The sequence below is a fragment of the Bradyrhizobium sp. 61 genome (assembly GCF_023073075.1).
Classification (GTDB): Bacteria; Pseudomonadota; Alphaproteobacteria; order Rhizobiales; family Xanthobacteraceae; genus Bradyrhizobium; species Bradyrhizobium barranii.
Map to the genome: position 1 here is coordinate 38,424 of NZ_JADPIU010000111.1, position 19,940 is coordinate 58,363.

General features: G+C 56.1%; 21 protein-coding genes. 7 read left to right on the forward strand and 14 right to left on the reverse strand.

Features of this window, described 5'->3' with window-relative positions; all coding sequences use genetic code 11:
* Both IVB46_RS42030 and IVB46_RS42035 read left to right on the forward strand, forming a co-directional pair.
* A complete protein-coding gene (locus IVB46_RS42030; protein WP_247345611.1) occupies positions 1-582 on the forward strand; it encodes a hypothetical protein in 582 nt (193 codons plus the stop codon).
* 81 nt (positions 583-663) lie between these two features.
* Positions 664-1,524 (forward strand): DUF4238 domain-containing protein, encoded by an 861-nt coding sequence (locus IVB46_RS42035; RefSeq protein ID WP_247345614.1) that lies wholly within the window; start codon positions 664-666, stop codon positions 1,522-1,524.
* Positions 1,525-1,657: 133 nt separating this feature from the next.
* Here the strand turns inward: IVB46_RS42035 and IVB46_RS42040 are convergent, their stop codons facing one another.
* The 4 genes from IVB46_RS42040 to IVB46_RS42055 all read right to left on the reverse strand — a co-directional run bounded on the left by IVB46_RS42040 (position 1,658) and on the right by IVB46_RS42055 (position 4,562).
* The gene (locus tag IVB46_RS42040) at positions 1,658-2,497 is read right to left on the reverse strand and encodes an abortive infection family protein (protein WP_247345619.1); all 840 of its coding nucleotides are present in this window, start codon (positions 2,495-2,497) and stop codon (positions 1,658-1,660) included.
* Complete coding sequence (locus tag IVB46_RS42045; RefSeq protein ID WP_247345622.1) at positions 2,454-3,266, reverse strand: restriction endonuclease; 813 nt, start codon at positions 3,264-3,266, stop codon at positions 2,454-2,456. The genes IVB46_RS42040 and IVB46_RS42045 overlap by 44 nt, the downstream gene beginning before the upstream one ends.
* A 97-nt stretch (positions 3,267-3,363) precedes the next feature.
* A complete protein-coding gene (locus tag IVB46_RS42050) occupies positions 3,364-4,248 on the reverse strand; it encodes an ImmA/IrrE family metallo-endopeptidase (RefSeq protein WP_247345625.1) in 885 nt (294 codons plus the stop codon).
* Positions 4,245-4,562 carry a helix-turn-helix transcriptional regulator gene (locus tag IVB46_RS42055; protein ID WP_247345628.1) on the reverse strand — a complete coding sequence of 106 codons (318 nt, stop codon included), beginning with the start codon at positions 4,560-4,562 and terminating at the stop codon, positions 4,245-4,247. The genes IVB46_RS42050 and IVB46_RS42055 overlap by 4 nt, the downstream gene beginning before the upstream one ends.
* Before the next feature lie 215 nt (positions 4,563-4,777).
* Here IVB46_RS42055 and IVB46_RS42060 point away from each other — a divergent pair, with 215 nt between their 5' ends.
* The 5 genes from IVB46_RS42060 to IVB46_RS42080 are packed head-to-tail and all read left to right on the forward strand — an operon-like array spanning position 4,778 to position 9,052.
* The gene (locus IVB46_RS42060) at positions 4,778-5,695 is read left to right on the forward strand and encodes an AAA family ATPase (RefSeq protein WP_247345964.1); all 918 of its coding nucleotides are present in this window, start codon (positions 4,778-4,780) and stop codon (positions 5,693-5,695) included.
* Positions 5,692-6,156: a hypothetical protein gene (locus tag IVB46_RS42065; RefSeq protein WP_247345632.1), complete on the forward strand. Its 465-nt coding sequence runs from the start codon at positions 5,692-5,694 to the stop codon at positions 6,154-6,156. Before IVB46_RS42060 ends, IVB46_RS42065 begins: the two co-directional genes overlap by 4 nt.
* Positions 6,153-6,650, forward strand: coding sequence for a hypothetical protein (locus IVB46_RS42070; RefSeq protein WP_247345635.1), 498 nt, complete (start codon positions 6,153-6,155; stop codon positions 6,648-6,650). Before IVB46_RS42065 ends, IVB46_RS42070 begins: the two co-directional genes overlap by 4 nt.
* Positions 6,647-7,528, forward strand: coding sequence for a CBASS oligonucleotide cyclase (locus tag IVB46_RS42075; protein ID WP_247345638.1), 882 nt, complete (start codon positions 6,647-6,649; stop codon positions 7,526-7,528). Before IVB46_RS42070 ends, IVB46_RS42075 begins: the two co-directional genes overlap by 4 nt.
* 9 nt (positions 7,529-7,537) lie before the next feature.
* Entirely contained in the window at positions 7,538-9,052 is a 1,515-nt protein-coding gene (locus tag IVB46_RS42080; RefSeq protein ID WP_247345642.1) for an SAVED domain-containing protein, read from the forward strand.
* Positions 9,053-9,099: 47 nt separating this feature from the next.
* Here the strand turns inward: IVB46_RS42080 and IVB46_RS42085 are convergent, their stop codons facing one another.
* The 10 genes from IVB46_RS42085 to IVB46_RS42130 all read right to left on the reverse strand — a co-directional run bounded on the left by IVB46_RS42085 (position 9,100) and on the right by IVB46_RS42130 (position 19,931).
* Positions 9,100-11,781 (reverse strand): DEAD/DEAH box helicase family protein, encoded by a 2,682-nt coding sequence (locus IVB46_RS42085; RefSeq protein ID WP_247345646.1) that lies wholly within the window; start codon positions 11,779-11,781, stop codon positions 9,100-9,102.
* Positions 11,781-14,069: a site-specific DNA-methyltransferase gene (locus IVB46_RS42090; protein WP_247345649.1), complete on the reverse strand. Its 2,289-nt coding sequence runs from the start codon at positions 14,067-14,069 to the stop codon at positions 11,781-11,783. The genes IVB46_RS42085 and IVB46_RS42090 overlap by 1 nt, the downstream gene beginning before the upstream one ends.
* Positions 14,070-14,102: 33 nt before the next feature.
* A complete protein-coding gene (locus IVB46_RS42095; RefSeq protein ID WP_247345651.1) occupies positions 14,103-14,405 on the reverse strand; it encodes an XRE family transcriptional regulator in 303 nt (100 codons plus the stop codon).
* Between the two features lie 11 nt (positions 14,406-14,416).
* Positions 14,417-14,737: a type II toxin-antitoxin system RelE/ParE family toxin gene (locus IVB46_RS42100; RefSeq protein ID WP_247345654.1), complete on the reverse strand. Its 321-nt coding sequence runs from the start codon at positions 14,735-14,737 to the stop codon at positions 14,417-14,419.
* A gap of 78 nt (positions 14,738-14,815) precedes the next feature.
* Positions 14,816-15,205, reverse strand: coding sequence for a hypothetical protein (locus IVB46_RS42105; protein WP_247345657.1), 390 nt, complete (start codon positions 15,203-15,205; stop codon positions 14,816-14,818).
* 2 nt (positions 15,206-15,207) lie between these two features.
* Positions 15,208-15,873, reverse strand: coding sequence for a ParA family protein (locus IVB46_RS42110; RefSeq protein ID WP_276010593.1), 666 nt, complete (start codon positions 15,871-15,873; stop codon positions 15,208-15,210).
* Between the two features lie 460 nt (positions 15,874-16,333).
* Positions 16,334-16,591 carry a hypothetical protein gene (locus tag IVB46_RS42115; protein ID WP_247345662.1) on the reverse strand — a complete coding sequence of 86 codons (258 nt, stop codon included), beginning with the start codon at positions 16,589-16,591 and terminating at the stop codon, positions 16,334-16,336.
* Between the two features lie 686 nt (positions 16,592-17,277).
* Positions 17,278-18,180, reverse strand: a complete 903-nt coding sequence (locus IVB46_RS44755; protein WP_247345665.1) for a replication initiation protein — start codon at positions 18,178-18,180, stop codon at positions 17,278-17,280.
* A gap of 67 nt (positions 18,181-18,247) precedes the next feature.
* Positions 18,248-19,675 (reverse strand): AAA family ATPase, encoded by a 1,428-nt coding sequence (locus IVB46_RS42125; protein WP_247345669.1) that lies wholly within the window; start codon positions 19,673-19,675, stop codon positions 18,248-18,250.
* A 1-nt stretch (position 19,676) separates the two neighbouring features.
* Entirely contained in the window at positions 19,677-19,931 is a 255-nt protein-coding gene (locus IVB46_RS42130) for an AlpA family phage regulatory protein (protein WP_247345673.1), read from the reverse strand.
* Positions 19,932-19,940: the final 9 nt, after the last annotated feature.

Consider the following 19,940-nt stretch of genomic DNA (forward strand, 5'->3'; position numbering starts at 1 on the left):
ATGGCCGGAACGAATCAGGGCACGGATGCGATGGAGAAATATCATATCAAGCTAACGGACGAAGAGGCGGCGTTTGTCGCCAGCATCGACCTGCGCGTCTCGCATGACCATCACGACGAGGGTCACGCCGCGTATCTCGCCAACAAGAAGCCGATCCTTGCGCTTCTGAAGTCTCTTAGCGAGCGAGATGCCATGCCAGCAGCGCGTCTGAGCTGGTGGAAGGATCCGCGGTACAATCAGGGGAGGGTCAAAGCCTCGCGCAAAGGATTGTTTGAGCGCAATGGCTGTATCGGTGCCGACATCTATACGCACCCCCATTTCATCCCGCATCTTCGCTATTTTCTTTTCGGAGCTGATCTTTCCGATGAAGTCATATCGGCATTCGAAGAAAAGGTTGGCAATCCTCAGTGGGTGACGTCGAGCGATGTTGTCCCGATTGGCAAGTACGCGCGAGACCTCACGCGGCAACATCATCTCGACAAGGCGGACGCGCCAGAGGAGTTTTTCAAGCTTTGCCTGGATTTGGGGCTTGGCTTAAACACGGCCGGAAGCGTAATGCGTTCGGTCAAACAGGTTCGGTAAACACCCACTGATCCGGTCTGAAGCGGGTTAGAGATCAGCCAGCTCAATAGTGATGTCGGGAAGAGGGACAGGAATTGAGAGATGAATGAACCGAAGAAACAGCATTTTGTGCCCGTTATGCTGTTGAAGAGGTTCGCACGACCTGATGGAAAGTTCTTTTTTCATGATCGAAGGAGTCCGGATAATCTGATCCGCCCAACGACGCCAGAGAATATACTCCACCAACGCTATCTTTATTCGCCTCAGAACGATGATGGAGTGAGAGATTTCTCACTTGAGCACAGATACGCCAGACTGGAGCATGCTGCTGATCAATTGCTTGATCGAATTGAGGGCGTTCTCAATAAGGCCATTGATCCCATCCTTGCTGGTACGAACCGGGAGTTGCTTGAGCTGTTCATTTACGAGCAATGGCGACGTGTGCCGGATATGCATGTGCGAGTGCTGACGCACGAGTCGTTTCGGTCGCGCGTCGAAGCTGCGATCGAAGAGTTTGAGCAAAAATTCCGGCCTTTGTCAGAGGCAGAGAAGGATACCCTGATTGGCAGCATAAACACCGCTGAAATTCGCAAGCAAATTCCCGGTAGAGCTCTCAGAAAGTCATCGGGAGAGGTTCTCGGGATTTTTCGCGATAAAACGCTGGTGTTTGTTGAAGCCCCTGACGGCTCAGAGTTTGTCATCGGCAGCAGCAACGTCATTAAGACATCGGACCAGTCGTCTGATCTGCGTCACAGCTCAGTCGAGATTTGGTTGCCCTTCAACCCCCGCTATTGTGTTGTTTTGGTCGGACGGATGGACTTGCCTGCTCGCGTCGTTACGACCCCGGATCAGGTCCATAGCATCAACCAGGCGTTGGCCCAAAAGAGTTCGATAATAGCGACTAAAAACACAGACCTGATCCAGACACTGCGGCCTGGAAGTAAAGTTGTCGATCTTGCCTAAATGCGTACTCTTCAGCGCCGACCACGCCGGAAGCCCTCACTTGGATCCGAACGATCATGCAAATGCGCAAATGCAGGTTTGGTTCTGCCAAGTCACTGAACCAAAATGGAAAAGTGCGGAGTGATAATATAGATTACGACAAATCAGGGTAGGGGGTCACGCCGCCGAAGCGGCCTGCTTCCACGCTTTTGACAAATCGCAGAAACGCAGTAATCGAGTCATAGATAAAGCGGGCCTCTGCCTGATCTAGCAGCTCGTTATCATGCGCGAGCGACTGATTGTTGCGGACATGATTGAATTTGTCAAAAACGCCAATGCCGTTCTTTACAATTTGCGCAGTCACCTCGCGCAGGTCCCGCTCTTGATTAAGCGCTTTGACGTATTTGCCGACGCGGCTGTGAAGAGGCTCTGATCGTTCCCAGACAATGTTCCGGCTGTCGAGAAGATGGCCAAATTTCTTCATGCAGTAGGTATGCAGCCGATCAAGCGCAGCAGCTGGGCGATTGGCGCCAATGTCGCGTTCAATGGAGGCTACAAGTTCTTCAAGGGTCTCGTCTTCCTGGAACCGCTCGATGGCATCCAAGCGTGGCGCAGCCGACGTATTCTCTATGCGATCGATCGCCGCAAAGAACCTGGCCCGGAGTTGGGCATCCGCCTCGGTCTTGTTGTATTCCGCTCGACTCTCGCGATGGGTCCATAGCTCTCTAAGCACGCGACAGACCGTGGCCGGGCTTTCGACCTCCATGAATGCCCGCATGTGATTGGCTTTGGAGGTGCCCTTGAAGTCGTATTTCTCCTGATAAATCTTGATACCCTGATCTTCAAAGAACTCGGCAAAGGTTCTGTCCGAGAAATTCAGAACGTAGCCCGAGCCCATTATCTTCTTCGATGATGCGGCGATCAGCGTGCTTAAGCTGAACCATGCATCCTCATCGACCGGTCTGCGGTGGCATGGGAGCGTCCAGCTCTTCAACGATCGCATCCGCAGGCTGTTCGCGTGTAATCGGATTCACTGCGCGCAATTCGAGCAAGCCCGCCTGCGCGTAGTTCTCCAGCAAATGGAGGAATTCGCGATAGCCTGTGGCGGCTTTTATGTCGTCCGGTACCTCATAGCCTTCGCGTTCAAGATCGCGCGCGTCGAACGGCAGCGGCGTAAGTTGTTGGTGTCCGGCCAGTCTGGTGTACGGCGAAAAATGCATGAGCATCACCCCCGCGAAACAGTATTTGTTCCAAATCGCGTCGTAAGCGGCGCGATGCTCATCATTCTGCAAGAGATGATAGCCCGGCCTGCCGAGCGGTTCATAATAGACATTGAAGTTGCCGACCGAGTGCTCGATGGCCCAAAGCCGCTTGCCGAACCACTTCGTGAAGTAAAGTTCCTGGAACTGAGCGTACGTCACAAGCTCGATATTGGTCGCTTGCGCGGCCGCGATGGCACCGACCTGAAAGCCGGTGCGTGAGATGATGTAGCCTCGGTTCGCGCCTGTCTCCTGCATGATCGTGCGGAAGGCATGCACTTTCTCCTGAGGGACATTCGTGCGCCAGTTTTTGCACTCGCAGATGATGCGGTACGTAATGCCTTCAACAGTCTCTTCTGCCAGAACATCAACGTCGTAGTGACCGCGGGGAAGCGGCAGTCGAACCTGGTGCTGAACGGCCATGCCGCATTCGCTGAGAATTACCGCAACCGATTCCTCCAGTTGCGCCCATCCGTCGGGAACTGTGCTTGCGATGAGGGTCATGCGTCTGGCCCATGCTCGGCGTTAGTGAGTCTCAAGACGCTGATGCTGCCCCTCGCATGAGAAAGACCTGTTGAAAGTGATTGCAACAATACCACCGCTAACGGCCCGCGGAAAAGCGATCATAAGTATCCGGCTCTTCTTCCTGATGCCAGACATAACCTTCACGGTTTTCAAGCATAAGAAGCGAAACAGCGAAGTCGTATTGCTCTGAAAAGATCGTCATTTCGCGGACCTCTTCAGGAAACCATACACCTGGCGGCAAGAGCACGCCCGTACGTCCGTCAACGAGGCCGTCCTGTCGGGCTGCGAGGGATAGTGCGGGAATCTCGATTGGGCCGCGGGATGTACGAAAGAAGGCGCCGGTCTTAAGCGCTTCGCTGCTTGATCGTGCCCACAGGATATAGCCATCGCGTGATACAACGAGAACCGCGCGCCGCGTCGTGTAAGAAAGCCAACGAAGCACTGCGGCTATAAGGGACACGCGGTAACGGTCTGCGCATTGCGCTATCGTGTCGAGATCGACCCGTGCGTCAGCCTTAATCTGACGGCGGTAGTCATCAAGCGGCATAAGGATGTTGGCGGCGAACACGTTAGCCTGGTGCTCAATCTGGCCGTACTCGCTGTCCCAACGAACGACGTCCTGCTCGCCGCAGCGAAAGCCGTTCGGGTATAGTGTGCGATGGACAAGGTAATGGCCGAATTCGTGCGCCAGCGTAAAATTGATACGCCCTTCAGATTTGATCGCGTCGTTGTAAAAAATACCCCAGCCCTTCTTGCCCTTCGGCGCTTTGATCAGTGCCCCGTCGAAGCCGGGAAGGGTATCGCCGACGACGACCGAAATCGGATCGTCAGGATAGCGTTGCGATGAATATTCGCGGGCCAGAACCGGAACGCTTATGGGGAAGTGCTCGGGTCCAAGCACCTTGTTCATCATCACACTGAGATCGATGGCCCAGCGTTCCGGTGTTGGCGATGCCTTCACTTATCATCGCCCCACAAATCGACCATGTGACGGAATTTCTTTTTGGTTTCGGGATCCATCTGCCGATATCGCCGGTAGAACGCTTCATCGACAGCATCTTCGACCTGAAGGCCAGCGTTCATGAGATAGTCGCCGGTGACGCCAAGCACGGCAGCGATCTTGGCGACCTTGTCGGCTGAAGGCCGGGGTGGGTTCTTGTTCTCAAGTTCCCAGATGTAGCTTTTGCTCGATCCGCTGAGTTCGGCCAGCTTTTCAAGCGTGTAGCCTCTCTGTTTTCTCAAATCGCGGATTTTGTCGCCTAGCGCGGTGGTCAACCGGACCTCCTGTTCCCAGAAAGTTCAGAGTAGTGGTATTTTTCATCCTTGACAACGTAAAAGGTCATCAATAGGTTCGTTCGGAGTAGCGATACTTTTTGTGGTGTTATTTGAAATAACACTAGATTTGGGATCGAAACAGGCGGAGGAGCGCGATCCCTTGTAAGGGAACCCGGGCGACACCACATGGAACTAGAATCGATACCGCGTTGGGCATGCTCGCCGGGTGGTTTTTACCGAACAAGGGAGTGGAGTTCATGGAGGCCATAAGCGATCAATACCAGTTGCCGCATAAGGACTTCGCGGCGGCCTGGGATGCGATCAAAATCTCGCCTGAGGTCAAGAACCGGCTGGTCGCTCAGTCCCTTCTCTCCCTTCAGCTCCGGCAGAAATTCAGCTTCGAGGTCATGCCCGTGCATGGCCTTATCGTTATGGCGGGGCCGCCCGGCACCGGCAAAACCACGCTTGCCCGTGGCCTGGCCAACGAAGTTTCGCGCGCGCTCGGCGGCTCGAAGGTCAAATTCATCCAGATTGATCCGCATGCTCTGGGCAGTTCCTCTCTCGGCAAGAGCCAGAAGGAAGTAACCAAGCTATTCCAGCAAACCATACCGGAATTCGCGGCTGGCGGGCCCACGATTGTTCTCCTTGACGAGGTCGAGACCCTTGCGGCCGACCGCCAGCGAATGAGCCTCGAAGCCAATCCCATTGACGTTCACCGGGCTACTGACGCCGCGCTCGCCGGCATCGATCTTTTGTGCCGGAAGCACCGCAACACGTTGCTCTTCGCGACCACCAACTACATCAAGGCTGTTGACCGCGCGCTGCTCTCGCGTGCCGACCTCATCGAGGACATCGGTTTGCCAAATGCGGAAGCGCGAAAGGAAATCATCGCTGACGTGCTGAAGCAGTTGGCCATGGAATGGCCCAAGGTCGATGCGCTGAAAACCCAGATGGCGGCGTACGTCCATGCTTCGGATGGATTGGACGGCCGCCGGTTGCGCAAGGCCATCATCACGGCGGCGGCCTCGTCGATAGAGACCGCCAAGGATCTTAACACGCTTCGCCCGGAGCAGATCGTCAAGACCCTCAAACACGCCGTTGGTCAGGCCGCGGCCACGGAGAAAGCGGCATGAAGGTTCGTCGCGAGATTGCCTCGATCCCCGTCCGCACCTCCGCCGAGACGTGGCAAGCGGTCACTGATCTGATTGTCGGCGCCGGTTCGGTCGATGCCGGCACGCTGAAAGCGGCGGCGAGTGTCATGGAGTCGCTTATCGCGGACGAGCATGCCGCCACGGTCCCGATCGTTGTGAAGGGTAGCGGGCCGCGCCTCGTTATCTACTGCCTGTACAACGAGGAGGCCATGTCGGCGGGCAAAGACATCGATAAGCTTAACTGGGTGCCGACTGCGGGCGATTGGGCGATGACAGCGCCGTGTGACCCCGAGGACGTTTCATGGATGAACAAGACGCTCAAGGAGCGCGCGCCGCGGATCACCGTGCATGACGTGGCCAACCAGCCTGATGACAGTGATGAGGAAGCGGGCGCCCAGAGCGCTGCGTTGAAGATCGACTGGGGAGCATTGGACCGTCCATGACCGTATCAGTACATGCTTATGCCCGCGCGCACACCGCCACCTTTGTGGCCGACAAAATGCGCAACCTGCTCAAGGTGCTTATCCGTCATCACGGCCTGGATCCCCAGAAACTGGTTGACGCCTGGTCGAGCTGGGTTGATGTGGCCGCCCGTGCCTGGATGGAGGACGGCGACCTCGACGCCGTGATCATCGAGTTTTACCGGCCCGGCGACACGCACGCCTCGGCGCGGTGGGATTTCCCTATCCGTTACGACGGCACGGATATCGATCAAATGTGGGTCGATCGCGATTTCTTCCAGGATTCATTCGCAAAGGCCGCACCGCCACCGGGCAATTGCACATACCGCGTCTTGTTACTGCCGAGCGCCACCGCAAAGACCTTGCCGGGCATCAGCAGCGTAAGCTTTCTTTCGCTGAATGGCATGGTCGCCCGTGAAGCCGGCACCGTGATTGCGACTCCCGACATCATGGCTTCGATGAAGTATTACCGATGATGACAGTCCAGGAAGCCTTCGATAAATACCGCCAGCGCCTCGAGCTGAGCGAGACCGAGCGCACCGATACGATCCGCCGGCACAACGAGGTGCGGGATTGCATCAAAGCGAAATTCGACATCAAGCGCGATTTCCTTACCGGTTCGTATGCCCGGCACACGAAAACCAAACCGCTCAAGGATGTCGATATATTCTTCGTGTTGAGCGACAACGAAAAAAAGAAATGGCGCGACAAGGCGCCAAGCGAGATTCTCGACGCCTTCCAGAACTGCCTTGCCGATAAGTACGGCAACGATGCGGTCGATCCCGGCCGCCGCTGCGCCACCGTGGAGTTCGACAAGAACACCAAGGACGAAGAGGGCAAGGTGCTTTCAATCGACACCGTCCCGGCTGTCGAGCTGGACGATTGCTACGAGATTCCCGACCGGCATCTCGGCAAGTGGATCAAGACCGATCCTGAGGTGCACAAGCAGCAATCGACCGACAAGAACAAGGCACTCGATGGGAAATGGGTGCCCCTCGTGAAGATGGTGAAGCGATGGAATCGTTCCGCCGACAAGCCGATCAAGCCGGCGTTTCTGATCGAGGTGATGGCGCATGGTCTTGTCGATGCGCCGTTCACGACCTATCCGAGCGAGGTGCGGCGGTTCTTCGCAGCCGCGCTCGATGGGATAACGAGGGCGTGGCCGGATCCGGCGGGATACGGGCCGCCAGTGTCGGACCAGATGACTCCCGAGCTGATCAGCAAGGCGGTGACGGCCTTGCGCGCCGCGGAAACGCAAGCTGCTCTGGCCATGAGACTGGAGAAAGAAGGCAAAACTGGTGAAGCTCTGGCGTTGTGGAAGAAGATCATGGGCCGGTACTTTCCAACTTCTTAGGATGAACGAATGACCAACGCTGTCGCTGCACGCAAGCAGGGTGACGATTTTCAGGCGCGGCTTTTCTGGTTGCACGCGGCCTCCCTTCTCGTCCCCAACGGGGCGGTGAAACGTGTCGGCTACGAAACTGGGCCGAAGGCCTTCGATGACGTGCTGATTGAGTATGACGCTGCCCGGGCACCGCAGGATCACCGCGGCCGGCCGATTCTGCGCGATCACCTCCAGAGCAAATGGCACGTTCGCGGCGGCGAGTTCGGCTACGCCGATCTCGTCGATCCGGCCTTCATCAATGCGTCGGCCGTGTCATTCTTGCAGCGCGCCCACGAGGCGCAACAGCGTCACGCGCCCGAAGGGGAAGGCGCGCGCTTTAAGCTGGTCACCAACTGGCGCGTCAATATCAAGGACCCCCTGATCAAGCTGGTGCAGGCACAAACGCATGCGCTTGATCTCGATAAACTATTTGATGGGACCACTGACGCCAGTGCGATGGGCAAGCTGCGCAGGGCGTGGCGCAAGCATTTAGGGCTGGACGAGCAGGCGCTTGCATTGGTAATGCGGACGCTCGGCATCACCCTGCGCCTCGAATCCGGCGAAGAGTTGCGCGAACGGCTCAATGACCGTTTCGCTGCGGTCGGTCTGATCAAGGTCACGAGCGATGAGGCCGGCTTCTTCTATGATGACCTGATTGCTAAGCTGCACGCGCAAGGGCGCAAGGAGTTTGATCGCGTATCCTTTCGCGAACTCTGCGAGACCGAACGTCTCTTCGACAAGGACCGCGAACGCAATCCGGTCACCGTTGGCGTCCGCTCCTTCATGCACCCCATCGACAGTATCGAGGCGCGCTGCGATCTGGCCCTTAATCTGGTGCCGCATTTCGATGGCCGATACATCAAGGATGAAGCCGACTGGAATAATCGGCTGCTGCCGGAACTGCGGTCATTCGTAATTGATGCCGCGCGCGAAACAGATGAGATCCGGCTCATCCTCGATGCGCACGCCTCTCTGGCCTTTGGCGTAGGAGCAATCCTTAACGTCAAATCCGGCAAGCGCATTGCGATCGAGCAACGCACCGGTGGCCGGCGCTTTTGGAGCGCCGACGATATGCCCGCCGATTCCGCGTGGCCGCAGATCACTTTCGAGGAGGAGGTTGTCGGCAATGGCGAAGAGATAGCGATTGCAATTGGGCTGACCCACGATATTGGCCCGCAGGTAAAGACGTATCTGAAATCCAATGCCGCCATCGGTAGGCTTCTGTATGCCAGCCCCGCGGGCGGCGCCTCGCAAAGCAGCGTCCATGGTGGGCGTCATGCCACCATGCTTGCCGAGGCCATCGTCGCAAAGATCCGTATGGCCGGCACCGAAGCACCCCGCCAGGGCGCACTGCATCTCTTTATCGCAGCACCAAATGGGTTTTCTTTTTTCCTTGGCCAAAACCAGCCCGCACTCGGCCCCTGCACCGTGTACGAATTCGACTTCGACGGAAAGCGGGGCGGCTCATACAGTCCCGGCATGAGCGTTGGCTAGCATTCATTCTTCACCGGGGGTCTGTTCAAAAAAACGCTCGTTCCGGTTTATAGTTTGTATTCTCTAAATCCGTCCATGAGCTGCTTGAACGATTTTGGGCTGTACTTCCCAAAGCTCTGCTCATCAACATAGACGAAGTCGTAAATAACATCGGACTGAACCCGGTTGATGTCCTCGCACCATTGCCGTAGGCGCTCTATCTTCAACGGCACGTCTAAGTCTTCGAGCCCCTTGGTTTCGGCAATTACGATACGCTTGTCAGCCAGCTTGATCAAAAAATCTGGATAGTAGTTCGATATGTTGCCCTCTGCATTGACGTAATCGAGCTTAAAATTCACCGCGAAATAGTTCTTTGCATAGGACACAACGTCATAGCAGTTGTCGAGGAATCCCGCGAATACCAATTCGAGGTGACTGTCGCCAATAATCCGGTTGAAAATGCTTTTCTTCGGAACAAGATAGCCTTGGTCCTTGGCCACGAAGGGGCGCGTTTGCCTGAGCTTGATTGTATCGCGGATCTCGGCGTCGCCCCTGTCTCTGACGGTCAAGGCGTTGATGGCCTTCTTGAAATTCTCAATCAGCGTTTTGGTCGCGGCAAGTTCTGAGAGATTCCGCAGGGTGTTCGGACTGTCGAGTTCAACCTCCCTTTCAAACAATTCGGACTGCACAAAGGCTTTAACCTTGCCATAGAGAACGTCGTAGCCGCTGACAAGCCGCAAATCCTTCATGATGGTTTGGGTGAAGTATCCCAGCACGCTCCGATAATCGGCGATCCCGGCCGTATCAAGAATCGTGGTGTGGGTCACTTCGCCGGTCGTAATGTCCTTGAAGACGATCTCGCGCTGTTCCTGTTCGCTGAATTGCCTGTAGGTAACGCGTCGATGACCGAAAGTGAAAATGTCCAGGTCCGCTAGACTCTTATACTCGCGGTAGATCCGCGGTGTCATCACAGGGATTTCGATATCGAGAGCGTCGATGTCCTTCTTGTCGTTTTCGTTATCAACCTCGATCACGAGCGGTGTCTTCGGCCTGGTGCCTTCGCCCATTGCCTTGCGCTCTAGCTCGACGCCCTCGGCCTGAATAGACTCAACAAATTCCATGAAAGCATCAGTGCCGACGACGCTGACATATTCCTCGATGTCGCCCGGATACATCTTTCGAAGCCCACGGCCCAAAGTCTGCTCTGGAAGGATGTTACTTTTAGCTGAATACGCCCGAAGGCCGACAATTGTCGTTACGTTGCGTACATCCCATCCTTCTTTGAGCATCATGACCGAAACGATCGCCTTAAAAGGGCTGGTCGGGTCGTCGATCTCGTTTGCCTGTTTACGGAGGAGTTCGAGTTCTTCTTTCGCCTTGCCCGACGCTGCTTCGGAGATTTCACCGTTGGCTTTGGTATGGATGACCAGCACTGCGCCCTTGAGGTCGGGGTAGTGGCCCTCAAGATACTCCGCCACATCATCACAGTTGCGAGTGTCATCCGTCATGACGAACAGAATGGCCTTTTTGCCAAGCTTGTTGTGCTCGATGGAGGCCTTGCGCCACTCGATTACGCCGAGGTCGATATAGTCGATGTATTTCTCGGTGTATTTCGCGCTCTGACGCTCAGAAAGCTTAGCCCGACTGGGGGCGTCGGGCAGCACTGGGTGCTTGACGACATTTTGCGAAATTGCCTCGACCAGAGGGTAGTCAGCGACGGTCTGAACGAAAATCGCTCCGTTATTATGCTTTGGCGTCGCCGTCACGTCGATTTGCAGCGAAAGACCGGTGCCTTTCTGCAAGAGCCGGTTGTGAATGTCCTCAATCGATTTGAACCACGCTAGCCGTGCGTCATGAATATGATGGGCCTCGTCGTTTAGAACCATCAACTCATCGATGTCGCGGACTATCATGCCAAGGTCAACCTTGGAGTCCGTGGTCGCGCCGGTGGGCCGAGCACCCAAAAAATAATCCATCGTGTTATCGTCGTCTGGCGATGACGGGATATTTTCACCCGCATAGATCCGATGGATGTTGGTGAGAAAAATGTTGCCGGTCGGCTGCGTGATTTTCACTTCGTCCTGTAGATGAAGCGTCAGTTGAAAATCGTCCCTCCAGTTTCGACCGTCAAAGCCATTTTCTGGAATTACCGGGTCATTGAAAAAGAGGCGAAGTCCCCGAAAATCTTTGTAAATACGGTCCAGCACGATGATGTTAGGCGCAATGACGAGAAAGTTGCGGGCGAGCTGGGAATCCGGCTCATAGAGTTTGTGGTAGAAGCTCCAGGCCAGCGCCAGACTTAGAACCTTGGTCTTGCCTGCGCCGGTCGCCATCTTGACTACGAAACGCCGCCAAGTTTCGTCGAACATGCCGGCGGACACTGCGCCGCTGCTGTCGAAGCGCATGAGGTCAAATTTGTCCTTCACGCCGACAACGTCATAAAGATAGACAATGGTTTCGAGCGCTTCCCTCTGAGCGAAGTAATACTGAAATTCAGCCATGCTGCCGCCCGCTTGCGTGATCAGGTGGGGAGTGTTGAACCACCAATTCAGCAAGCTCCGGCTCGTGCCAGACGCACCAACATAGCCGCCGTTGCGAAAATCCTGCACCTTTTGGCGCAATGCCGCCACAAGTGGCGGCATGAGTTTGTCCATGCTGGTTTCGCGCATAGCCTCATCAGCAGGGAACCATCGGATTGCCGGATTGAGAATGGCGTGTGGATCGCTGGGAAAGTCTGGATGAAGTGCCATTATTTTTTCCCGCCTACAGTCACTTCCGCGATCGTCATGGTGTCGTTGCCGAAGATATCTACGACCTTGACGGCGACCTTGCGCCGCCCTGGGGGGCATTCGTGGAAGACACTGGTCAGCTCAAGCTTACGGTTCTTCTTGGTACGGAAGGATTGCCATTCGTTCTCGAAAATATAGTCGCCGGTCCATGATTCTTCCCATTCTCCGGTATCGGGATTCTGAGTGCGGATGATCTCCCGCTTGTTTTCAAAATCGAAGTCCACGGACCAATAATCAATCCAGTCGGTCCAGCTCTGCGTCAGCGGTTCTCGGGTGACAATGCCGTTCTTATCCTTAGTGACTTTGACGATCTGGCCCTTCTCGACGACGATCTTGCTGCCCTTGTCCTTCAAGGTAGCTTCCGCGTTGGCAATGGAATCCTGAGAGTAGAAAACGGAAAAATCGGTCAACTCGACTGCTACGCTGTCTCGTTTGACGTGTGGCTTTATTTCGATGAAGGACACGTCATGGAATACGACTTGGTTCTTCTCGACGGCTCGTTTGTCGAAAACATCGGCCGGAATATACTTGGGGGCGATGTCGATGCCCTTGGCCCGGGCCTCGTCCAGCACGTTTGGAAACAGTCCCATTTCAAATTCGAAGCCGAGAATGTCCACCTTAGTGATGTGCTTCTTGCGGCATTCGAGAATGATTTCTTCGACGAATAATCTAGACACCGGCATGTTCACGGGGCCGATCGCCACTAGACGCCCGGCCTTCTTGCCGTGAAAGCTGGCAAAGCCGTCCGTCCGCTCGGCGCGGTAGGCTCGCAAGATGAGGTCCAGGAATGCCGCTTCCTTTTCTTCAAGCTGCTTTTGACGTTGTCCCTCGCGCAAATTCGGATTCACGCCAACATAGTGCTGACGTTCGTATCTACCGAGATTGAGGATTTCAAAGGCGCGGTAGTTCTTGCCCTCGGCCTTTAACCCGCGTTGCACGCCAATCATGCGCTTGCGCGTCGTGTGGACCGCAAATTTTCCAAGGTCGCTGACAATCCATTTGCGACCAAGCTTTTCGGCTATGGCAGATGTCGTGCCCGAACCGACAAAGAAATCCGCGACGAGATCTCCCTCGGCTGAGCATGACCTGATTACTCGCTCGATCAGAGCTTCTGGCTTTTGGGTAGGGTAGTCGATCCGCTCTTCGGCCTGTGAATTTATCTCATAGATATCGGTCCACAAATTTTGGACGGGCATTCCTTTTAGTTCGTCAGCAAAACTCTTTCGACGAATTCTGCTCTCGGCATTCTCTGGAAAATGCAGCTTCCCTTCTTTGTCCCACAGTTCCATTTTATCTTTGGTAATCATCCAGCCGTTGGGTGGGGACTTATATCCTTTGTAGTCATAAATTAAATTTGGACGATATGCGGGATTTACCAGGCTTGTCGGCTGATAGAGCCTCCCGTCCTTGTCGATATTGGTGAAACGGGTCCTTATGTATTCTTGGTACTCGGGAGAATCCTTATTGTACTGAGGAAAAAAAACAGAACGATCAGATTTAGCATAGAACAATATTGTGTCTGTGCAGACGCCGAATTGATTGGACTCATGGACCGCACTGCTCATTCCTACTCGACGTTTCCAAATAATTTCGTTGCGAAAATTTTCCGTTCCGAAAACTTCGTCCAATGCGCTTCGCATATACCCAGAAACGCGCCAGTCACAATGAACAAAAATATTCCCATCATCGGTTAGTAAGTCACGACTCAGCAGAAGTCGTTCATAGATCATCGAAATAAATGAATCGGCGCCTTTGCCCCAGGTGTCACGATATGCAATCTCTTCCAGAATGTTCGGCTTCTTTGTGAAAGTGTCGCCACCGATCTCGATGTCCATAGAAAAATCGGCACCAACGTCAAACGGTGGATCGATATAGATGAGCTTGATCCCGCCCTGACGTTCAATTTCCTGGCGCAACGGTCCGTTTTTTAAAGATGACAGAATGAGTTTGTTGTCGCCCCATATAAGTTTGTTAGTCCAGCCTTTGAGTTGTCGCCCGCGACTATCGGTCGAAAACAAGTCCTGCTGCGCGGCCGTATCTTCCGGCTTTTCGGCGCGCGGCTCGTCCACCTGTTCGATGGTCTGAAAGGGCAGTACGACGTTGCAGACCTCGTTTGTTTTACCATTCCAGACCAGCTCGACCTCGCGCTTATCCTCGAAAAGCAGGAAACGATATTTTTCCGGCAACGGTTTGTCGGCTTCGACAAAACGGATGATGTCCTGCTGTTCCTGCTCTGTCAGTCGCGCCATAAAAATCTATTCTCCCGAACTACCAAACAGACCCTAGACCAGTTCCAGACGCAGCGACCGCCCGACTATGCGTGCGGCTCGCTGAAGAGTCCTTAGGGTCACATTGCCGTCCTTCGGATCAAGCAAGCGACTGACCTGACTACGGCTTGTATTCATGCGCACGGCCAACCCCGCTTGGGACAGATTGCTCTTCTTCATCGCCTCGGCAATCTGCCAGGCGAGCACTTCTTTTATGGCCACGGCTTCGAACTCTTCTCGCTTGCCGTCCGCGACGAGAAAGTCGTCAAGAGTGCTCAGCTTGCCTGTGGTACGCGGTCTCTTTGTTTTTTTGGCCATGACAGCCTCCTTCAACTTTCAAATTCACGTTTACGTCTCCGCGCCAGCGCCAGTTCCTCATTGGGTGTTTTCTGGGTCTTCTTGATAAACCCGTGTAACACCACGATCCGGTCTTGATGCACGCTGAACAAGACGCGGGCAATCCGGTTGCTCGGCAGGGCGGTGCGAACCTCCCACAACCCGTCTCCAAGCGAGCGGCACAACGGCATGCCGACGGGCCAGCGGTATTGAACGCGCATCAAGTCGAGCCCTAGCGCGTTGCGATCCCCCTCGTCCAAATCACGCAGCCAGTTGCGGACAATTTCGCTTCCGCCCCGCGTGCGATAGAACACGACCGGGATCTTGCGTGGCCCGTCATTCGCCATGACGCCCTATATATTGTACATGTACCATATAATGTCCATGGCTGGCTAGTTTTTTTGTGAGGGTAGGGCGTTTTTGCCCCGCGCCCGGCGTCCATCTTCGATCATGTCCGATTCGGCAACGTGGAAACCCTCGGCCTTTAAGGCCGTCAAAACAATGTGCCTGACGCTCGTCTGGCGGTGCGCGGCCCGAATCTTGAGCTCGGTCCACACATAGCCGGGCACGTCCAGACTGAGGGCCTTCCGGGCACTACGGATCGGGGATTGAGCGGCCTGCGGCGGGTCATCTGAGGGGAGTGGGTTTGGGACGCTCGGCCCCTGCTCACCCTTGGCAGGCTTGACCATAGCGCCAACCCCCTTCTCCCGTGCCAGGGTTTCGATTTTGGTGTCGAGATCGTCGGCGTTCAAGGGCTGGAAGGCTTTGCGTTCTGGCTTCATGCTCAACCTGCCTTCAACAATTCGGCGGGCCCGTTCACGATTGCCCGCATTTCGGCGATGAGCGCGGTGATCTCGGCGCCAGCCCCCTTCTCTGGTTCCGTGACCGTTGGCGGCTGGCCATTCAAAAACATTTCGCGGTAGGCCGAGCGTTCGACCAAAGCCGTACGGAAAAGCGGCAAGCCGTTGCGGGCCAGCTCGGCGTAAGCGAAGTCGGTAACGCGGCTGCGCAGTGGAAAAATTTTGGTGAGAAGCAACCGGTACGGAATCTGCCGGCCGGTCGTATCGCTCACATCGCGGATGTCTCCGACCACGACCAAGGCTTCGCGCAAATCAGGTTCGGAAGCTTGTGCGGGTATTATGACAAGGTCTGACCGGGCGAGCGCCTTGAACAAAGTGACTTCCCGCGTGCCCGGCAGATCGATGCAAATGTGATCGTATGCGCCGGAGGCCTCGCTGTCGCGGAAGAATCCTCCGAATTTCTGGGTTTCGACCGCCGCGACGGTGAGGCCTTCTATGACCCCCCTTCTCGACCAGCGGGCGAGCGTGCGGTTCTGGTCGAGATCGATAATCAGTACGCGGGCGCCTTCGAGTGCTAACGCTGCGGCGACAGCGGCGCAGGTGGTGGATTTTCCAACGCCGCCTTTGGAGGACGCGAATGTCAGGATCATGCAAAACCTCAAATATGAATTTGTGCAAATGTGGATTTGGGCAAAAAGCCAAAACGATATTTGAATGATGGCGTATTCGTTCAATTCGACAAGTGCTGATTTCCGGTGTTGCGCATGTGATGCTTTGCGCAAAGCATGAATTACCGGTTTGTGGACTTGCAGATTTGTAGAAATGCGCAATTGAGCCAACATGCAAATAGGCAGATGCGTATTTGCATTAATGTGTGGTGATCTGTTCTGGTTTTCGGAGCTGCACGTCGCGGGCCCTTATACGGATGCGCCAAGATCCCGCGGTCAAAGCTGGCCCGGCAGAGACGAGGGCCGCGCGCGTCCAGGCCCGACGCAACGAAGCGACTAAAACCGGGCAGGCTGGTTTTTGGTGAGGCATGAGCACAACAGACTCACCCTAGCAGATCAACCGCTTATCCAAGGTCGCTCAGGTGAGAAAATGGGCGGCGCCTCACTTTTGGCGGCGGATTGCCTCGCGCCGGAGGCGATCATCATCGGCCTCGTCGCGCTCAAGGAGAATGATGCGTCCGTCGGCCGGAACGGCATCGAGAATGACAGTCAGGCCCACGCCAGTCTCGTGCGGATAGGCGCGGCCAATCCGCGTCCAGGCCGCTTTCTTGCTGCGGGCAGAGCGTTTGACGGCGTAGGCGATGAGAACGGGGTCGTCGTTCACGGGTAAAAGCGTGGCGATCCGGCGCGGCAGCGTCAAGCTTACGTTGCAAAGGTGAGAAATTGGGCGGCGTCGCGATGCGCATTAAAGAGTCGCCGCCTATATCGTGACGTCCATGCGTTTCCGGTGAGAGGGGGGGAGGGTAGCGGACGGCCGGCTTCAGCCGTATCAGACGCGGCCCTATTGGGGTCTGCGGTCCATCCACGAGGCCAATCTCGGGCGGCCTGATGGTTGGTTCCACATGCGCCAACCCGCCAAGCCCCTTTTCAGCCTCTCCGTTGCGCCATGGGTTGTGAGTGAGCGATGCAATCTCGGCTCTCATCCTTACATGGGTTATCCGCATTAGCGGATTCCATTGTTATGAGGAGCGGCGAAGCGAGCGCTTGCGCGAGCGTAGGGTGAGGGGGCCAATGCTTGTGACCGCATTCGCGGTCACTCCATCAATTGCGAGCGACCAGCGAGCCTTATGTTTGGCCTCACCACGCGTTAGCCGGACCATTCTCTTAATTCTAGATTCAAGGATTCAGATTCAGCGCCCGGATTTGCACGGTAGATCAATATGTTCCGGCTCGAATTGTGAGGGAAGGGGCGAGTTAGGTGAGCTTTTGGGCGGAGTCGCGTGAAGAAACGGGCGGAGTCGCGTGAGACATAGGGCGGCGGCGGGTGAGGAAGCGGGCGTGCACTGCTTCCCGGAATCCAAAAGGTGAGGAAATGGGCGGTACGGTTCAGGCCGGGTCATCGAAGGCGATGACATCGACACGGCCGGTCCACCGCGCGGCGCGTCCGATGCGGCTTTTTTCGCGTTCATCATGTGCTTGCCGGAGTTCGGCGGGAGATTTCTTGAACCAGGTCATGTGCAGCTTCTCCACCGCGCGGCCGCGTTTGATCGCGGCGATCTGCACGACGAAGTCGGTGAGGTGATTGACCTCTTCCAAGGCCGGCTTCAGGCAATACTTGTTGAAATCCGCGTAGCGATCGAGCTTTCCTTCCGGCACGCCAAGCATGGACCGGAACTCGTCAACCGTGAACTCTTCGTGTTGCTTGTTGAGCCCGATGCGGCGTTCGACCATCTCGTAAAGCCGGATCGAGTATTTCGACCGCAAGGCATACATGATGTGCGACTTGATAGTCGCCCACGCCTTGCTCTGCGATATGACGGCCAGAAGGTCGGGCGGGAAGGTGTAATAGAAATACCCGTCGTCCTGGTCCTCCTCCTTGTTGCTGCCAAGCAGGTGGACGCGGAACGTTGCCATGGCGCCGGTTGCCTGGTCACGCGCGCGGATTTTGGCCCATGCGCCCATCAGCTTGTCAAACGCGTCATGCAGCCGATCATTGCTTTCGTGACTGCCGCGAAGGCTCGCCTTAAGAACCTTATGGACCGGCGTGGTGCGGATGTTATTCCAGGCGTGGGCAAGCAGCTGATTGTATAGAATCGTTTCGCTGCGGTTCAGCGGCGTCAGTTCAATGATATCGACCAGTTCACGCGGCTTGATGATGCGGCCGACATGGCCTGGATCGAGCGGTTGGCCAGTGACCTTGATATCGGTTGCGAGAAGGGGAGCTCCGGTTCTGACTGGCGCGGGCTTCTCTACTTCATCATCAAGGGTCGTAACGGTCGTCGAATTCACATCAAAAGCGTGCAGATCAGAAGTGAGTCAGTCAATAGATAAACTCACTGCTCGTTCGCGACCGCGCTCACGCGCCCAATTCCTCACCGTTCGATTGCCCCGAAGGCGAGGAATCCCGCGGTGCGAATCCGAGCGTGCCCAAAATCTCACTTTTCGACCTATCGGCGGGGATGTTTTTCATAGCATGGTCGATGGAGGCGAGATCGCTCTCCGTCAGTGTGCCGCACTTCAACAGCATGCGGGCGATCATTGCGACAAAGACAGCGTCATTCCTGATCTGGCCGAGGGCTGCGTCGCTGGCTTCGCACAGCCAGATATCGACCTCTTCACCGCAACAGGATTCCAGCACGACGCGGCTTGAGGACGATTCGTACCACATGAGGTGACCGCGCGCGCTTAAGCCCCGCCTGGCAATTGCGTCCAGTGCGAGCTTGCTCGCAAGGGCCAGATCGGATGTCTCAGAACCACCGGCACCGCCGCTGACGCAGCCAAGCAACGCTTCTTCGGCCGCCCGGCCGGCAAGGAGTTTCACCAGCTGCGTCTTGACGCTGTCGCGGGTCATCAATGATCCATCACCATCGATCGATGCGTATGTTCCGCCCGCAGTCAGCGAGACGATGATCCGTCCATGGTTTCCCTGTCTGAACGCGATTGCCGCATGTCCTGCTTCATGCACGGCCACGACGCGCAACTGCTCCGGCGTTAATTTGGAGGCGGCTTTTGTGATTGCCTCAAGCAGGTGGGTTTCGGTCAGGGGCTCGCGTTGCTGGCGTGCAATGCGCCGGGCCGTCCGTACGATTTTCGCAATGTCCGCTCCGCTCTTTCCAATGCAATGAAGGGCGATACGATCGAGGTCTCTGACGTTAAGCGCGTCCACCCCCAGATGAAACTTGAAGATGCCCGCCAATGCCTCCGGCGCGGGCAGGGGAATTTCAATCATCTGGTCAAGCCGGCCTGAGCGGATAAGTGCGGGGTCTAGATTCGACGGGTCGTTGCACGCTGCGATAACAACCACGCCCTTGTTTTTGGGGCTGCCGATCAACTCCAGCAAGCCGTTCACGATGGTTTGGAAGTATGAGGCGTTGTGATCGCCTGCGCCGCGCTTGGGGAGGGCGTCGATTTCATCGATGAAGAGAATGCAGGGCGCATTCTTCCGCGCCGCTCCGAACGTCTCCTTCATGCGCGCAATGGTGTCTGGGCCTCCGCCGCTTCCGCTCGTCCAGTCGGCAAAGGACGTTGCGATGAACGCCACGCCGCACTCTGCGCCGATGGCGCGGGCGAGTGTCGTTTTGCCGGTGCCGGGAGGCCCGTAGAACACGCATCCCGGATCGACCTCGGACCACTGGATTTTGCGCGCCTCATAGTCCTTCAGGTCGAGCGCAAGGCCTTCGCCAAAGGCGCGGGCCCCGTCCATGCCGGCGAGACTGGCGAGGCCTGGTCCCTTCGGCCGCTCGATATGAATGCCGGTGGGAACAAGTTCTTCTGCCAGCGACATCTCATGCCCCCCGGTGCTGCTGCGCGGCGCTTGCCGGCGGGGTGGACCCGTTGCTGCGCGATTTGTTTATGCGCTCGCGCAGCCAAGCGTGGATCTCGCTTTCAACCCATCTGACACTGCCATTCGGAGTCAGCTTCACGCGGCGCGGGAACTGGCCGGCCTTCTCTAGCCGGGGGAGCGTTTGGCGGGCGTAGGTAATTCCAAGCTTGTAGAGATCCGCGGAAGTCAGCAGTCGGACTGGCAATTGTTCGGACATGGCGACACT

What these genes read in the sequence shown, in the direction of transcription:
- IVB46_RS42070 (WP_247345635.1), top strand. Translation starts at nt 6,153, where the DNA reads ATGACCGTATCAGTACATGCTTATGCCCGCGCGCACACCGCCACCTTT.
- IVB46_RS42065 (WP_247345632.1), top strand. Translation starts at nt 5,692, where the DNA reads ATGAAGGTTCGTCGCGAGATTGCCTCGATCCCCGTCCGCACCTCCGCC.
- IVB46_RS42085 (WP_247345646.1), bottom strand. Translation starts at nt 11,781, where the DNA reads ATGGCACTTCATCCAGACTTTCCCAGCGATCCACACGCCATTCTCAAT.
- IVB46_RS42035 (WP_247345614.1), top strand. Translation starts at nt 664, where the DNA reads ATGAATGAACCGAAGAAACAGCATTTTGTGCCCGTTATGCTGTTGAAG.
- IVB46_RS42110 (WP_276010593.1), bottom strand. Translation starts at nt 15,873, where the DNA reads ATGATCCTGACATTCGCGTCCTCCAAAGGCGGCGTTGGAAAATCCACC.
- IVB46_RS42090 (WP_247345649.1), bottom strand. Translation starts at nt 14,069, where the DNA reads ATGGCGCGACTGACAGAGCAGGAACAGCAGGACATCATCCGTTTTGTC.
- IVB46_RS42095 (WP_247345651.1), bottom strand. Translation starts at nt 14,405, where the DNA reads ATGGCCAAAAAAACAAAGAGACCGCGTACCACAGGCAAGCTGAGCACT.
- IVB46_RS42045 (WP_247345622.1), bottom strand. Translation starts at nt 3,266, where the DNA reads ATGACCCTCATCGCAAGCACAGTTCCCGACGGATGGGCGCAACTGGAG.
- IVB46_RS42075 (WP_247345638.1), top strand. Translation starts at nt 6,647, where the DNA reads ATGATGACAGTCCAGGAAGCCTTCGATAAATACCGCCAGCGCCTCGAG.
- IVB46_RS42125 (WP_247345669.1), bottom strand. Translation starts at nt 19,675, where the DNA reads ATGTCGCTGGCAGAAGAACTTGTTCCCACCGGCATTCATATCGAGCGG.
- IVB46_RS42060 (WP_247345964.1), top strand. Translation starts at nt 4,778, where the DNA reads ATGCTCGCCGGGTGGTTTTTACCGAACAAGGGAGTGGAGTTCATGGAG.
- IVB46_RS42130 (WP_247345673.1), bottom strand. Translation starts at nt 19,931, where the DNA reads ATGTCCGAACAATTGCCAGTCCGACTGCTGACTTCCGCGGATCTCTAC.
- IVB46_RS42105 (WP_247345657.1), bottom strand. Translation starts at nt 15,205, where the DNA reads ATGAAGCCAGAACGCAAAGCCTTCCAGCCCTTGAACGCCGACGATCTC.
- IVB46_RS42030 (WP_247345611.1), top strand. Translation starts at nt 1, where the DNA reads ATGGCCGGAACGAATCAGGGCACGGATGCGATGGAGAAATATCATATC.
- IVB46_RS42080 (WP_247345642.1), top strand. Translation starts at nt 7,538, where the DNA reads ATGACCAACGCTGTCGCTGCACGCAAGCAGGGTGACGATTTTCAGGCG.